The organism is Streptomyces sp. NPDC038280, assembly GCF_055600045.1.
Window position 1 is genome coordinate 340014 of sequence record NZ_JBVJYZ010000005.1, and the last position, 15612, is coordinate 355625.

Consider the following 15612-nt stretch of genomic DNA (forward strand, 5'->3'; position numbering starts at 1 on the left):
GTTCCGCTCTGCGCCGAGATTGGCCGAATGATGCCCCCCGTTCCGGGCCTCCGGTCGCCGGGCGGCCATCGCCACATGGCCAATGCCAGGGGCGTGTTCCCTTTTTGCGCGCGCTACCCTGAGCCACTCCTGTGCGCCGTTGTCGTGGCAGCATGTCCTTCACTGAACGTGGCGAGAGTTGTCCACAGCCTGTGGAGGCGGCATGCGGTGGCTGGTGGGATGGAGCAGTATCGCCGCGCGCTTCGGTACGGCCGGAGCGGTCGGCGGCGCCTCCGAGTCCCGGACCGTCCACCCCGTCGGCGCACAGCTCCTGTGGGGTGACCCAGATCCCCTGTGGGCCGTCGGCGACTGGCGCCCCGACGAAGTACGCGTCGTCACCGTCGACCCCATCACCCGCCTCGCCGTCCTCGGCTGCTGCGCCGCGAGCGACGCCGAGTTGAGAGCCGGGCTCCTCGCCGCGCGCGGCGGCGCCCTGCGCCACCTCACCTCCTGGGCCGGCAGCTACACGGCCGTCGTCCAGACCGGTCGCCGCATCACCGTCGCCGGCGACCTGGCCGGGGCCCGGCCCGTCTTCCACACCCCCTGGGCCAACGGAACCGCCTACGCCACCGCCGCCCTGCCCCTGGCCGACCTCATCGAGGCCCAGCTGGACATCGGCCACCTCGCCGCGCTCCTCGCCTGCCCCGAAACCCCCGAGGCCCTGCGCGACTCCACCCCCTACGCCGGCGTCAAGCGCGTCCCGCCCGGGCACGCCCTCATCCTCCGTGAGGGATCCCGCGAGATCACCGGATACGAACCGGTCGCCTCGCTCGCCGTCGCCGCGCCCCAACTCGACCCGGCCCGCGCCGTCGACGGCGTACGGGAAGCACTGGTCGAAGCCGTACGGGCCCGGCTCACCGCGCCCCGCCACGCCCCCGAGACCCTGCCGCAGGACCCGGGACCCGTCCCCGGCATGGGACCCGCCGAACGCCGCGCGGCCCGGGGCGCGCCCGCCCCCGGTATCGGCGCCGACCTGTCCGGAGGCAGCGCGTCGGGCACCCTCGCGCTCCTCGCGGCCGGGCTTCCAGGAGTGCCCGGAACCGTCCTCGGCCACGGCACCGGCGCCGGGGAGCGGCTGCTCGCCGTCACCTTCAACGACCTCACGGTCCACGGCCGCGAGGACGAGCTGGAACGCGCCCGCGCCCTCGCCGCGAACCCCCGGCTGCACCATGTCGTCGTCGCCGCGTCCGAAGAGGCCCTGCCGTACGCCGAACTGGACGGACCGCTCACGGACGAGCCCGGCCCGTCCCTCGTCACCGCCGAACGCCACCGGCGCCGCCTCGCCGCGGGCAGCGCCGACCACTTCACCGGCATCGGCGCACGCCAGGTCCTCGACGCGCACCCCGCGCGCCTCGCCGACCTGCTCATGGACCGCCGGCGCCGGCACCTCCTGAAGCCCGTCGCCGCGCTGGCCAAGGCTTCGGGGCCGTCCGCCCAGTCCTTCTTCGTCCCGCTCACCGTCTACCGGGCGGCCCGCCGGCTCGCCCGTACGCCGTACCGCACCGGCCTGGAGGCCGCGGCCGACCTCCTCCTCGAGGCGAACCGCGGGGCGGCCGGCCCCACCGGTCCGCTCGGCGCGTCCCTGGCCGCCCTCGCCTGGTCCCGGCCGGGACCCGCGGCGCGCTGGCTCACCGGGGAGGCGCTCGCCGAAGTATCGGTTCGCCTCAACCAGGCGGCGACCCGGCCCACTTCGGTGCAGCGGCCCGGCGAGGCGCGGGCGCGGGCGGCCCTGGCGCGCGCCGCCGCCGACCACCGGGTCCTGGAGCAGGCGGCGGAGGTCCGCAGCCAGCGGCTGCACGCGCCCTTCCTCGACAACCAGGTCGTACGAGCCTGCCGCGACCTCCCCGAATCCCTCCGCGTCCAGCCGGGTGCCCGGGCGGCGGTCCTGCGCACGGTCCTCGCGGGCGCGGGCATCCACGACCTGCCGCCCGGCTGGGGGGCGACGTCCCAGGCGACTTCGGCGGCGGCGACCCGGACGGGCCTGCGGGTGTCCCTCCCGTACCTGCTGTCCCTCTTCGACGCGCCACTCCTCGCGGACGCGGGCCTGATCGAGGCGCGGGTGGTCCGCCGAGCCCTGAAGGCCGCCTCCGACGGCGAACCGGTGCCGCTGGACGGCCTGGCGGACCTGGTCTCCACGGAACTCTGGCTCCGCCGCCTGCTGTCCCGCCGGGGCACCTGCTGGACGGGCTCGGCGGCTCCCCGCCAGAGGGCGGTGGCGGGAGGGGTCCCGGCACTGGAACGTTCGGGAACGTCGTGAGCGCCGTGGCGGGAGGGTCCCGGCACTGGAACGTTCGGGAACGTCGTGAGCGCCGTGGCGGGGGACCTGGGCACCCGCGCGCAGTGGCCCGGGACCTCAGCACCCACGCCCACGGCCGCGCCGCGCCTGTGCGCGTGCCGCCGGCGGTCGGGAACGTGTGAGCGCGGGGGCTAGGAGGTCTCGGCGCAGGCGCCCGTGACCGCGCGGCCGTGCTCTCGCCTCCGTACCCCGGCCCCTTCGTCCGCCTGGACGTCGTGAGCGCGACGGCTGGGCCTCGGCACACGCACCCGCCGCCCGTGTGCCTCGCGTTCGGGTACGTCGCGCGCTCTGTGGTCCGGGGGCTCGGGGCCCCCGCGCGGCGGTGCCCCGGTGCCCGCCCCTCCCGCACCTCCCCCGCGCGCTCTGTGGTCCGGGGGAACGGGGCTTCGCCCTCCCGCGCGGCGGTGCCCCGGTGCCCGCGCCCCCCCGGCGCCCGTGGCCTGTTACCCGGAACTGGGCCCATCGCTCGGGGCCCGAACGCACGCTCGCCGACCCCGACCCCGACCCCGACCCACCACGCCGGCCGCCCCAAGTCCCCTCGCACCCCGCACAATGACCCGGTGCGGTATCTCATCCTCGGCGTCACCCTCGCGCTCGGCCCGGACGGCGAGGTCCTCCCCCTCGGCGGCCCCCGTCTCCGCGCCCTGCTGGCCGCGCTCGCGCTCCGCGTCGGACGCGCCGTCCCCGTCCGCGATCTCATCGACGACGTCTACGGCTCCGACCCCCCGCACGACGCCCCCGCCGCCCTCCAGGCCCTGGTCAGCCGGCTGCGCCGCGTCCTGGGCAAGGACGCCATCGCCTCTGCGCCCGGCGGATACCGCCTCGACGCCGCCCGTGAGGACGTCGACGTCCACGTCTTCGAGCGGCAGGTCGCCGACGCCAAGGCCCTCCTCCGCGAGGAGAGCGTTGGCGACGCCGACTCCGCCGCCGCACTGCTCCGTTCCGCCCTCTCCCTCTGGCGCGGCCCCGCGCTCGCGGACCTCGCCGACGACTCCACCGTCCTCCGCCCGGAGGCCCAGCGTCTTGAGGCCCACCGTCTCGACGCGCTCCGCGGCCGCGTCGAGGCGGACCTCAGGAGGGGAGCGACCAGCACGCTCGTACCGGAGCTGACGGAGCTGACGGCGGCGTACCCGTTCGACGAGGGGTTCCGCGCCCAGCTCATCCGGGCCCTGCGCGCCGAGGGCCGCCGCGCCGACGCGCTCGCCGCGTACGAGGACGGGCGCCGGACCCTCGCGGAAGGTCTCGGTACCGACCCGGGACCCGACCTCCAGAGTCTGTACGCCCAACTGCTGGCGACCACGCCCCAGATCCAGGCCCAGGTCCAGCCCCTGACCACGCCCCAGATCCGGGCACAGGTTCAGCCCCCGACCACACCCCCGTCCCCACCGCCGAGGCCCGCCCCTGCCCCCGTCCCCACCCCCGGCAACATCCGCCCCCGCCTGACCTCCTTCATCGGCCGAGAGCCGGAACTCGCGCTCATCCGCGACGACCTGACCCATTTCCGCCTGGTCACCCTCACGGGCCCGGGCGGCACCGGAAAGACCCGGCTCGCCGAGGTGGCCGCCACGGCCGACGGAGCGCCCGCCTGGCTCGTCGAGCTCGCCCGGCTCGACGCGCCCCTGGAGGACCCCACCGCCCTGCCCGGCGCCGTACTCTCCGCGCTCGGCCTGCGCGAGACGAACCTGATCACCCGCGAGGGCCAGCCCCTCCAGGACAACCCCACCGCCGTACTCGTCGAGCACCTCGCCGACCGGCCCCTGCTCCTCGTGCTCGACAACTGCGAACACGTCATCGACGCCGCCGCGGAACTCGCCGAGACGCTCCTCACGCGCTGTCCGGAGCTGCGGATCCTCGCGACCAGCCGTGAGCCGCTGGGCGTACCGGGTGAAGCGGTACGGCCGGTGGAGCCGCTGCCGCCGGATCCGGCCCACCAGTTGTTCGCCGAACGCGCCCGAGCCGTACGCCCGGACTTCGCGCCCGGCGCTCCCCACCTCGCCGCCTCCACCCCCGCCTCCGACACAGCCGCCGTCGCCGAGATCTGCCGCCGCCTCGACGGGCTCCCGCTCGCCATCGAGCTGGCCGCCGCTCGTCTGAGGCTGCTCACCCCGCGACAGATCGCCGATCGTCTCGACGACCGCTTCCGCCTGCTGAACGGCGGCGGCAGCGGCGGCCGTACGCTCCTGCCCCGCCAGCAGACCCTGCGCGCGGTCGTCGACTGGTCCTGGGGCCTGCTCGACGAGGACGAGCGGACCCTGCTGCGCATGGTCTCCGTCTTCTCCGGCGGCTGGGACCTGCGGGCCGCCGAGGCCCTGGCGGCCGACACGGCGCGCACACTCGGCGCCCTCGTCGACAAGTCCCTGGTCATCGCCACCCCGGCCGACGACGGCGAGATGCGCTACCGCCTCCTGGAGACGATTCACGAGTACGCCTCCGAGCGCGCCGCCGAGACCCCGGACGTCCTCGCCCGTGCCGAGCGCGCCCACACCGCCCACTTCGCCGACCTGGTCGAGCGCGCCGACCCCCGGCTGCGCTCCGGGGACCAGATGCCCTGGATCGCCCGCCTGGAGGCGGAACTGGACAACATCAGGGCCGCCCTGCACCGTACGGCCGTCACCACGAAGGACGAGCAGGCCGCGCTCCGGCTCGTCCTCGGCATGGGCTGGTTCTGGTGGCTGCGGAACTACCGCCCCGAGGGCCTCTCCTGGGTGGAGCGCACGCTGACCCTGGGCGACGACACGGACGACGAGGGCGATCCGCGCTTCTGGCCCCGGATGCGGCTGCGACTGCTGCGGTTCTTCCTCGACGTGGAGAGTCACGCCTCGAGGGACTACGGTGCCGACCCGACGGCCGCCGCGCTGATCCGCCGGGTACGTGACGCGTTCAGCCGGCCGGGACCGGAGGCGGCCCGTTTCCCGGGACTCCTCTGGCCGTTCACCGCCTATATGACGGAGGAACCGAACGACATCCACGCGATGTTGGACGCGGCGGTCGACAACTGCCGCCGCTACGGCGGTGACTGGGAGGTGGCCGTCAGCCTGATGTTCCGTACGCACATGACGGTCGACATGCCCGGCGGTCTTACGAGCGTGACGGAGAGCGCCCCCGCGGCCGCGCCCGAATCCGCCCCCGCCAACAGCCCCGAATCCGCCCCCGCCAACAGTGCCGAACCCGGCCCCGAACCCGGCCCCGACCACCGTCCCGGCGACCGGAACCCGAGCGTCTCCGAGAGCCTCGACGCGGACCTCCGCGAGCTGCGGACGCTCGCCCGACGCGTCGGCGATCGGTGGATACGCGCCCAGGTGGCGAGCGCGGCAGCCGAGGCGGGCATGCTGCGGGGCCGGTACGAGGACGCCGGCGTCGCGTACCAGGAGGCCCTGGGCCTCGCCCGTGAGGTCGGCGCCCACGCCGAAGCGCCCTTCCTGCTCGTCCGTCTCGCCGAGCTGGCCTACCGCGCGGGGGACTCGGAGGCCGCAGAGAAGGGTCTGGACGACGCGTCGGCGGAGGCGGACCGCTATCTCGTCCACGACAGCCAGTTCTTCATCCGCTACTTGCGCGCGATGATCGCACTGGAACGCGGCGACCTCGCCCGTGCGCGGACGATGATCGACGCCGCCCGGCCCGTGGTCGAGGTGGGCTCGACACCACCCCACTTCGTCGCGGCGCTTCTGGGCCTGGACGCGAGGGTCGCGGCGCAGGAATCCCCGGGCCCCGACGCCGTACGGAGAGCGACGGAGGCACTGCGGATGGCGCAGCGGGCCCAGTGCGCGGAAATCGTCGTCACGCAGCTCGCCGAATGGGTCGCGGCCTCTCTGGCGCTCGCCGGTGAACTGCCGCTCGCGGCACGGATGCTGGGCGCTGCCGACACCTGGCGGGCCGGGATTCCGCCGTCGGTACCGCAGCGGTACGAGACCGACGCCGTGGAGGCCCGGGCCCTGGCGGCGGTCGGCCCTCAGCGGTACGAGGCCGAGCGCGCCGCAGGAGCGGTGCTCACCCTCGCCGAGGCGGTCGCCCTCCTCGACGGCTACCTGGAAGGGGCGGCGCCGGGCCCCGACGGCTCGGGGGTCAGCCGCAGCTGATCCGCGACGACGCCCAGTCCGCGAGCGCCACCCCGCCGAACGGTGTGTCGTGGGACTCGACGACGAGGCGGATCGTGCGCTGTCCCGTGATGCCGACGTGTACGGGTACGGCCGGGTCGCCGCCGCTGATCACCCGCGAGCGCCACAGCCGGCCCTGGTCCCCGTACACGGAGAAGCGAACGGCCCCGAGGCCCCTGGTCATGTCGTCGACCCCGACGCGGGCGTCGTACGCGGTGCAGGTCCGGTTGAGGTCGATGGTGACCGAGGAGTCGGCGGGCACGGTCACCCCGTGCGCGTACCGCTCGCCGCCGATCGTCATGCCGTGGCGCTGCCACAGCCAGCTGCTCTCGCCGAGCCGCACCTCGGGCTCCGCACCGTCGCCGACGAGCCCGTACCGCAGCCGGTTGACCTGGTAGACGGCGGGCGGCGCCGGTGGGGGAGGCTTCGGCTTCGCCCGGGGCGGGACGGGCTTCGGCTTCGGCTCGGAGGGTGTGGGCTTCGGTTCCGGCGGCGCGGGCCTGGGCTCGGCGGCCGGCGGGGTCGGCGTGCGTGTCGGGTCCGGCGCGGGGGGCGGGGGCGTCGGATCGGCAGCGGGCGCCTTCGGCGTGGAGGGGGCGGGCTTCGGCGGTACGGCGGGGGTGACGGCCGGTGGTGACGGTTCCGGTCGGGCGATCGGCTGGGGATCGCCGGACAGGGCCCAGACGAGTCCCGCGGTCGCGGCGGCGACGGCCGCGGCGGCGAGTCCGGCCTTCGCGGGTACTCCGATCCCCTCGGCCGCGGCGGCCGAAGCGGCCCCGGAGGAGGCGGATGTGCCCGCTCCGGTGGCGGCGGCCGCCGCGCCCGCTCCCGCGGCACCGGCGGCGCCGCCGGCCACGACACCGGCGGCCTTGAGCGAGAACCCCGCGGCGAACCAGCCGATGACGGCGACCGGCAGCAGCGCGGGAATGCCCGCGTTGACGTGCGCCAGTTCACCGGCGGCGAGGCGGCACTTGGCACACTCCTCCAGATGCATGCGCAGCCCGCGCTCGGCCCGCATCCGCAGCCCGCCGCGTGCGTAGGCACCGAGGCGGTCGGCATAGCGGGCGCAGTCACCACCGGAGGTCAGCGCCTGGCTCACATGGGCCTGGAGGTAGGCCTGCTTGAGCCCTTCGCGGGCCCGGCTGGCGAGGACGGCCGTGGCGTTGGCGGTCAGCCCGAACAGCGGCGCGACCTCGCTCGGCGACTCCTCCTCGACGGTGGTGTGCCACAGGACCGCCTGCCAGCGCTCGGGCAGTGAACGGAAGGCCTGCATGGCCAGTGACCGCTCGGCCTCGTGCATGGCACGGACGTCGGCGCCCAGGTCGAGGGTGTCGTCGCGCGTGGGGTCGGGACCACGGGAGTCCGCCGACGCGAACACGGCGAAGTCCTCGACCAGTTGCTCGCGCTTCGCCGTCTTCGTCCAGGTGGCGGCCACGCGTCGTACGGTCGTCAGCAGATACGCCCGCACGGCCTGCTCGGGTCCCGCGCCTCCGCGCACGGCCTGCAGGGTGCGCGCGAACACCTCGGCGGTGAGGTCGTCGGCGGTGTGCGCGTCGCGGCAGCAGGTGCGGGCGTAGCGCCGGATGGCGTCCGAGTGGCGGCGGAACAGCTCCTCGTACGCGCTGTCGTCGCCGTCCCGCATCCGCTGGATCAGCTCGGCGTCCGACGGCGGCAGCTCCCGCGGGGGCGGCAGTACCGAGTCGGTGCGGCCGCCTCCGCGCTGCGCGGGCACACCGGGATCGCCCCCGGCGCCGGCTGTGGGAGCCACACCGGAGGAACCGGCGCGGCCACCCTGACTCGGCACCTGCGGGGGCGCCTGCGCAGGCGCTTGCGGCAGCGAGGAATGCGGATGAGGCTGCGCCGGACGGGGAACCTGGTGAGCTTGGTGAGACGCCTGCCCCGGCACGGCCCCGTCGGTGCCCCCGGTGCCCAGCGGCTCGTCCCGACCGTCACCGCTCATGGCGCACGCCCCCGTTTGCACGCTCGGACCAGAACACCGCGCAAGCGTGCCACAGAGGGATGTCCCGGCGACCCCTGTTCCGCGTCAACCACTCATCCGGGGAACGGGGACGCACGTGAGCACGACGCGTCACCCGTTCGTGAAAGAGAGGACGCGCCGAGAGACGCCGCACCGAGAGGGGCGTGTGACCTGACGGAGGCCACGGTCACCCGCCCCTCCCCATGCCGGCGTCATGCGAACCGCGCGTTACGCGGGTCGCGACCGCAGACCCTCCAGAAGGATGTCGAGGAGCCGGGTCGAAGCCGCCGCCTGCTGCTCGGCGTCGGGCAGCGCGGGCGCCGCCGTGGCTATGACGAGCAGGACGTCGGCCACCGTCACATCGCCGCGCAGCTCACCGGCCGCGCGCGCACGGTCGACGAGCCGGCCCACGACCTCGAGCAGCTCCGCCGCGCCCGAGTCCTCCTGCTCGGCGGCCGGCACCCCGCGCGGGGCCACCACCCGCAGCTCCTGCGGGGACTGCGCCCCCGCGCGCTGCTGAGGCACCCGCGCCGTGTCCCGCGCGTCCACCACGTCCGCCCCGGCAGACGCCGGCGCGGAGGCCGACGCCGGCGACTCCTCGCCGTCCACACCGACCCGCAGCACCTGCGGCGGCAGCAGCCGCCCCGCGCCGGAGGCGACCGACGTCCGCAGGAAGCGGGAGAGCGCCGACCACGGCTCGTCCTCCTGCCCCAGGGCCGTACGCGCCTGTTCGGTCAGCCGGGACGTCTCCTCCTCGGCTATCCGGCGCACCAGCACGTCCTTGCTGGGGAAGCGGCGATAGACCGTGCCGACTCCGACCCGCGCCCGACGCGCCACGTCCTCCATCGGCGCCCCGTAACCGAGTTCGCCGAACACCTCGCGAGCCGCCCGCAGGACGTGCTCGAGATTGCGCTGTGCGTCCACGCGCAGCGGCGCGGGACGACTCATTCCACCGCCCGGCGCCCCCATGGCAGCCGAACGCCCGCTACCCAGGCCGTCCGACGGAGCGACAACGGCCTGCCAATGCGAATCCTGAATATGCATACAACGTTCCCCCGGTCATGATGTCTCCCCCCGGAGACTCCCCGCCCTGACAGTCGGGGCCCCAGACCCGACACGCTCAGGTCCAATCACGCTGCGACCCGACACCCCGACGAGATACGAACATAGTTGAGTCCGGGTCAATTCAGAAGGGGGAGTTCCGTACGGTGCGCCCCCCGATCGGAGCAAGGACCGGAACACTCCCGATTCTGCCCCCTCACGGTACCCCCCACCCCTGCCATGACCTGCGGTGATCCCCCCGCACCCGGGTGTTTCGCCACCCCGCGCCTCCGCCCGGCGCCGGTCACACAATCTGCCGGGCCTGTGGACAAACGCCGGAGAGCGTTGCGTCATGGGACAGTGACCGAACCTGTGCGCGTTCTCGTTGTCGGCGGTGGCTACGTAGGCATGTACACCGCGCTGCGCCTCCAACGGAAGCTGAGGGCCGAGCTGAGAAGCGGCGCGGCCGAGATCGTCGTGGTCACACCCGACCCGTACATGACGTATCAGCCCTTCCTCCCGGAAGCGGCCGCCGGGTCCATCTCACCCCGCCATGTCGTGGTGCCGATCCGCCGCGTCCTCGACCTGTGCAAGATCGTCATCGGCGATGTCGAATCCATCGACCACGCCAAGCGCACGGCGACCCTCACCACCCTCGCCACCGAGGAAGAGGGCACCGGAGCCGTCCAGATGAGTTACAGCGAGCTCGTTCTCGCCCCCGGCTCGATCTCCCGCACCCTCCCGATCCCCGGTCTCGCCGACTACGCCATCGGCTTCAAGACGGTCGAGGAGGCCATCGGCCTGCGCAACCACGTCATCGAACAGATGGACATCGCCTCCTCCACCCGTGATCCGGCCCTGCGGGACGCCGCCCTGACCTTTGTCTTCGTCGGAGGCGGCTACGCCGGCGTCGAAGCCCTCGGCGAGCTGGAGGACATGGCCCGCTACACCACGCGCTACTACCACAACATCAAGGCGCAGGACCTGAAATGGATCCTCGTCGAGGCGTCGAACCGGATCCTCCCCGAGGTGGGCGAGGAGATGGGCCGTTACGCCATTCGTGAGCTGCGGGCCCGCAACGTCGACGTCCGCCTGGAGACGCGGCTGGAGTCCTGCGAGGACCGCGTCGCCGTACTGAGCGACGGCTCCCGCTTTCCCACCCGTACGGTCGTGTGGACGGCGGGCGTCAAGCCGGCGCCCGTCCTCGCCAACACCGATCTGCCGGTCAACGAACGCGGCCGCCTCATCTGCACACCTCAGCTCACCATCGACGGCGTCGCGCACGCCTGGGCCGCGGGAGACGCCGCCGCGGTCCCGGACGTCACCGCCGACGAACCCGGCAGGGAGTGCGCGCCCAACGCCCAGCACGCCGTGCGCCAGACGAAGGTCCTCGCCGAGAACATCGCCGCCTCGCTGCGGGGACAGCCGCTCAAGCCGTACGCCCACGAATACGTGGGTTCCGTCGCCTCCCTCGGCCTGCACAAGGGCGTCGCGCATGTCTACGGGCGCAAGCTCAAGGGCTACCCTGCCTGGTTCATGCACCGCGCCTATCACCTCAGCCGGGTGCCCACCTTCAACCGGAAGGCCCGCGTGCTGGCCGAGTGGACCCTGTCGGGCCTCTTCAAACGGGAGATCGTCTCCCTCGGCTCGCTGGAACACCCGCGTGCCGAGTTCGAACTCGCCGCCGCGCCCCCGCCCGCACCCCCCAGGTCCGCCCCCGCCAAGGACGACCCCAGGGACGGCACGGCGTCGGGCTGACCCCGTTGTCAGTGCGGTCGGCCACACTGGGCGTGTGACCATAGGTGGGCTCACACCTGCACAGAGTGACAGCACCGCACGTGACTCGGCACGGCAGCGACACCATGAGGCTTGCTGTGTCTTCCCGGGGGGCGCTCCCCGGACCCCCGGCCGGGGGGCGGTCAACGGAAGACACCCAGAAGACGAACCGCAACGACACAACGAGGCCTGAAAAACCGTGAACTTCACGCGTTGGAGCGCCCGGCTCCCCGGTACGCAGCGCCGCGCGGCGGCGCGGGTGACCGACCATGGGGTCTCCCCGGCGAAGCGGGGGGACGGCTCCGTGCCCGCCGCCCGGGGTGAGTACGACCAGCAGCTGGAGCCCCTGCCGGACGACGTCCCCGCCCTCGAGGACTTCTCCGTCCGGGAGGTGATCGGCCGCCTCCCCGGCCTGGTCGCCCTCGCCTACGGCCCCGACCACCGCATCGCGTACGTCAACGACGCCTACGCCGCCGCGTTCGGACCGCGCCCGGCCGGCGCGCCGGTCGCCGACGGCTGCCCCGAGGCCGCCGAGCTCGGCCTGCTCCCCCTGATGGACCAGGTGCTGCGCAGCGGCAAGCCGCGCACGGTCAAGTCCCGGCGCACCCAGGACGGCGGCTCGTACACGGTCACCTGCCTGCCCGTCGACACGCCCGCCCACGGCGGCGGGGTCCTCGTCCACGCCGCGGACGTCACCGACCACGCCGAGGCGGCCGAGCGGCTGCGCGCCAGCGAGCGCCGCCACCGCGAGACCGCGGTCACCCTCCAGCGCTCGCTCCTCCCGCAGGAGTTGGAACAGCCCGACGACCTGCGGGTCGCCGCCACCTATCAGCCGGGCGGCACGGACGCGGCCGTCGGCGGCGACTGGTACGACGTGATCACGCTGGGCGCCGGACGCACGGCCCTGGTCATCGGGGACGTCATGGGACGCGGCGTCCGCGCCGCCGCCGTCATGGGACAGCTGCGCACGGCGGTGCGCGCCTACGCCCGCCTGGACCTCCCGCCCCACGAGGTGCTCCAGCTCCTCGACGGCCTCGCCGCCGAGATCGACGCCAGCCAGATCGCCACCTGCGTCTACGCCGTCCACGACCCCAACGAAGGCAGACTCGTCTACGCCTCCGCCGGCCACCTCCCGATCCTCGTCAGAGACGAGGACGGCTCGGTCCGCCGCGCCGAGGACCCGACCGGCCCGCCGCTCGGCACCGGCGGCTGGCTCCACACCTCCGGCACCATCGCCCTGCCGCCCGGCTCGAGCGCCGTCCTCTACACCGACGGCCTGGTCGAGCGGCGCGGCGAGGACATCGACGAGGGCGTGGCCGCGCTGGAGCGCGCCCTGTCCGGCGCCACCGGCGCCCCGCAGGTCGTCTGCGACCGGCTCATCCGCTCCCTGGGCGTGACCGCCGAGCACGACGACGACGTCGCGGTCCTCGTCCTGCAGCACCCCTCCCGTACGGGCTCGGACGCGGAGCTCTTCCACAACGCCGCCCTGGAACTGCTCGGAGGCGTGGAAGCCGCCCCCCGCGCGCGGGCCTTCGCCTCCGGAGTCCTCTCCAGCTGGCGCTTCCCGGTGGAGCTGCGCGACCTCGGAGTCCTCGCCACCAGCGAACTGGTGGCGAACTCGCTCCAGCACGGCACCCCGCCGATGCGCCTGCGCCTGCGGCGCACCGACCGCCGACTGATCATCGAGGTGACGGACGGCGACGACCATCTCCCGCGCCGCCGCCGCGCCGAAACGGAGGACGAGGCGGGTCGCGGTATCTCGATCATCGCGACGATCGCCTCGTCCTGGGGAAGCCGCCGCACGCCAGGGGGCGGCAAGGCGGTCTGGTGCGAGTTCGCCCTGCCCGACTAGGCGAGGGCCTCCGCCTTCTCCGGCTCGTGGCGGGCCACCACCCGCGACGGCCGGACGGCCGACGACGGCTGGTCCTGCACGGGCGTCAGCTGCTTGCCGAGCCGCAGCGCCAGGAAGGTGATGCCGAGCGAGAAGAGGACGAAGGTCACGATGTACGGCCCGTGCAGCGCGGCTCCCATGGGCCCGCCGACGGCCGGCCCGACCGCCAGAGCGAGCTGCTTGACCAGCGCGAAGGCCGAGTTGTACTGCCCGACCATCGCCTCCGGCGCGAGATCCGCCACCAGCGGCGCCACCGTCGGCGCCAGCATCGCCTCACCCAGCCCGAAGAGGGCGTACGTGGAGATGAACGCGGCGGTCGCCATGGTCTGGCTGCCGTGCCCGAGCCCGGCGTACCCGGCGATCACCCAGGCCACGGTCCAGATCAGACCGACGGCGGCGATCACACGGCTGCGCCGGCGCCGCTCCACGAACCGCAGCACCAGGAACTGCGCGGCGACGATGACGGCGGTGTTGGCGGCCAGCGCCGCACCGAGCGTCGACGGCTTGATCCCGGCGGCCTCGGTGCCGTAGGCCGCGAGCCCGGACTCGAACTGTCCGTAGCAGGCGAAGAAGAGGACGAACCCCAGCACACAGAGCTGCACCATCGCCTTGTGCCCGAGCAGGGCCCGCAGACCGCCCTTGGCCTTGGCCTCTGTGTTCTCGGGCCGGCCGCCCTGGATCGCCGGTGATCCCGGCAGGCGGACGGAGGCGGCGATCCCGGCCAGGACCAGGAACATCACGGCCTCGATCGAGAACAGCAGAGTGAAACTCGCCGGCCGGCTCTCGTCGACGAGCCGGCCGCCGATCAGACCACCGATGCCGAGACCGAGGTTCTGCAGGAAGAACTGCGTGGCGAAGGCCCGGGTGCGCGTCGCACTGGTCGAGCACCAGACGATCATCGTGGCGAGCGCCGGCTGCAGGACCGCCGTACCCGCACCCAGCAGCGCCGCCGCCAGCACGACCAGGGACACGCTGTCCGCGAGCCCCATGCCCAGCGCGCCCACCGACGCGAGCACCGAGGCGACCAGCAGCACGGGCAGAGGACCGCGCCGGTCGATGGCCCGACCGCTGAACGGCAGTACGACAAGAGCGGCCATGGCGAACACGGCGAGGACGGCGCCGGCCGTCGTCGCACCCAGCTCCCTCACCTGCGCGACGTACACATAGAGGTACGGAACGGTGAAGCCGAGTCCGAACGCGCTCAGCGCGCCCCCCGCCTGAATCCGGCGCATCGCCGCGCCCCTCACCTTGGTCACACTCACCTACTTCTTGCCACGGGGTCCTGAAGCCCCTGAAGGAATGAACTCTGAAGACTTTAACACTAAAGTTCGATCCTTAACAGTACACACTGAAGGACTTCAATGCCAACGGCAGCCGTGGGATACTCCCCGCATGTCCGACACCCCCGCGCAGCCCGGCACGCAGGCCGCCCTCCAGGAGCCGAGCCTCGACGAGCAGATCGCGGCCTATCAGCGCGAGTACCGCGACCTCGATCCGCAGGTGGAGAAGGTCGTCTCCGCGCTGGGCCGGCTGAACCGCCGGATGAACGTCGCGTACGGACGCCAGGTCGCCGACCTCGGCATCAGCAACGCCGAGTGGGAGGTCCTCAAGACCCTTGTCCTCGCCGGGGCCCCGTACCGCCTCGGCCCCGGCGAACTCGCCAAGCGCCTCGGCCTGACGCCGGCGGCCATGACGCACCGCATCGACCGCATGGCCGGCGACGGCCTGGTCACCCGGGACCGCGACGAGAACAACCGCGTGCGCGTGATCGTCGAGCTGACCGACGAGGGCCGCACCAAGTGGCTCGAGGCGATGCGGATGGCGACGGGCTTCGAGGAGGACCTCCTCCAGGACCTGTCGAGCGAAGAGCGGGGAGTCCTCGGTGAGATGCTCATCCGCCTGCTCCGCCGCGTGGAGCACACCCAGCCCGACGCGGGCGGCCGCCTCACCGACTTGGAGTGACGCGGCACCTGCGCGGGACCGACGAGGGCGGGGGTTGACACGACCCCTGGGCGTGCGTAGTGTTCTCCGAGTTGTCACGGAGCCGGAACGGTTCTGCGGCAGCCACTCCCGCCGCGAACGCGGCAAACAAACTCAGCACGGTCTCCCATCCGGGACGGATTTCGGCATGCCGGAATTCATTTCGAAGACTCGATTATGAGTCGCCCGGGAAATCGGTTAGAGTTTGAGCGTCGGAACGGCCCAACAGCCGGAAAGACAAACCCCTCTGACTGGGAATCAGGCCCGAAAGGATCTGATAGAGTCGGAACCGCCGGAAAGGGAAACGCGAAAGCGAAGAACTGGAAGGCAAGCCCCGCTCCGACGGGGAATCGGACACGAAAGAGTCTGATAGAGTCGGAAACACGAAAGACCGAAGGGAAAGCCCGGAGGAAAGCCCGAGAGGGTGAGTACAAAGGAAGCGTCCGTTCCTTGAGAACTCAACAGCGTGCCAAAAGTCAACGCCAGATATGTTGATACCCCGTCTCCACATCGTGGA

8 protein-coding genes are annotated in these 15612 nt (G+C 73.3%); 5 read left to right on the forward strand and 3 right to left on the reverse strand.

Going from position 1 to position 15612, the window contains the following annotated elements:
* Window positions 1–202 precede the first annotated feature (202 nt).
* Both ACZ7J0_RS14760 and ACZ7J0_RS14765 read left to right on the forward strand, forming a co-directional pair.
* Entirely contained in the window at window positions 203–2296 is a 2094-nt protein-coding gene (locus ACZ7J0_RS14760; RefSeq protein WP_470887288.1) for an asparagine synthase-related protein, read from the forward strand.
* 599 nt (window positions 2297–2895) lie between these two features.
* Complete coding sequence (locus ACZ7J0_RS14765; protein ID WP_470887290.1) at window positions 2896–6411, forward strand: ATP-binding protein; 3516 nt, start codon at window positions 2896–2898, stop codon at window positions 6409–6411.
* Here ACZ7J0_RS14765 and ACZ7J0_RS14770 read toward each other — a convergent pair.
* Both ACZ7J0_RS14770 and ACZ7J0_RS14775 read right to left on the reverse strand, forming a co-directional pair.
* The gene (locus ACZ7J0_RS14770) at window positions 6398–8389 is read right to left on the reverse strand and encodes a sigma-70 family RNA polymerase sigma factor (RefSeq protein WP_470887292.1); all 1992 of its coding nucleotides are present in this window, start codon (window positions 8387–8389) and stop codon (window positions 6398–6400) included. The two genes, ACZ7J0_RS14765 and ACZ7J0_RS14770, sit on opposite strands and share 14 nt — an antisense overlap.
* Before the next feature lie 246 nt (window positions 8390–8635).
* Window positions 8636–9451, reverse strand: coding sequence for a TetR/AcrR family transcriptional regulator (locus ACZ7J0_RS14775; protein WP_470887294.1), 816 nt, complete (start codon window positions 9449–9451; stop codon window positions 8636–8638).
* Window positions 9452–9808: 357 nt separating this feature from the next.
* On the opposite strand from ACZ7J0_RS14775, the gene ACZ7J0_RS14780 reads away from it, so the two are divergent.
* Window positions 9809–11206, forward strand: a complete 1398-nt coding sequence (locus ACZ7J0_RS14780; RefSeq protein WP_470887296.1) for an NAD(P)/FAD-dependent oxidoreductase — start codon at window positions 9809–9811, stop codon at window positions 11204–11206.
* Between the two features lie 217 nt (window positions 11207–11423).
* Window positions 11424–13076 carry an ATP-binding SpoIIE family protein phosphatase gene (locus ACZ7J0_RS14785; RefSeq protein WP_470887298.1) on the forward strand — a complete coding sequence of 551 codons (1653 nt, stop codon included), beginning with the start codon at window positions 11424–11426 and terminating at the stop codon, window positions 13074–13076.
* Here the strand turns inward: ACZ7J0_RS14785 and ACZ7J0_RS14790 are convergent.
* The gene (locus ACZ7J0_RS14790) at window positions 13073–14371 is read right to left on the reverse strand and encodes an MFS transporter (protein WP_470887300.1); all 1299 of its coding nucleotides are present in this window, start codon (window positions 14369–14371) and stop codon (window positions 13073–13075) included. The genes ACZ7J0_RS14785 and ACZ7J0_RS14790 overlap by 4 nt on opposite strands.
* Window positions 14372–14507: 136 nt before the next feature.
* Between ACZ7J0_RS14790 and ACZ7J0_RS14795 the strand changes: the two genes are divergently transcribed.
* Complete coding sequence (locus ACZ7J0_RS14795) at window positions 14508–15077, forward strand: MarR family winged helix-turn-helix transcriptional regulator (RefSeq protein WP_470887302.1); 570 nt, start codon at window positions 14508–14510, stop codon at window positions 15075–15077.
* The last annotated feature ends 535 nt before the right edge of the window (window positions 15078–15612 follow it).

Bases quoted from the DNA above. Each gene is read 5' to 3' on its own strand.
- ACZ7J0_RS14770 (WP_470887292.1), bottom strand. From the start codon at position 8,389: ATGAGCGGTGACGGTCGGGACGAGCCGCTGGGCACCGGGGGCACCGAC.
- ACZ7J0_RS14775 (WP_470887294.1), bottom strand. From the start codon at position 9,451: ATGCATATTCAGGATTCGCATTGGCAGGCCGTTGTCGCTCCGTCGGAC.
- ACZ7J0_RS14760 (WP_470887288.1), top strand. From the start codon at position 203: ATGCGGTGGCTGGTGGGATGGAGCAGTATCGCCGCGCGCTTCGGTACG.
- ACZ7J0_RS14795 (WP_470887302.1), top strand. From the start codon at position 14,508: ATGTCCGACACCCCCGCGCAGCCCGGCACGCAGGCCGCCCTCCAGGAG.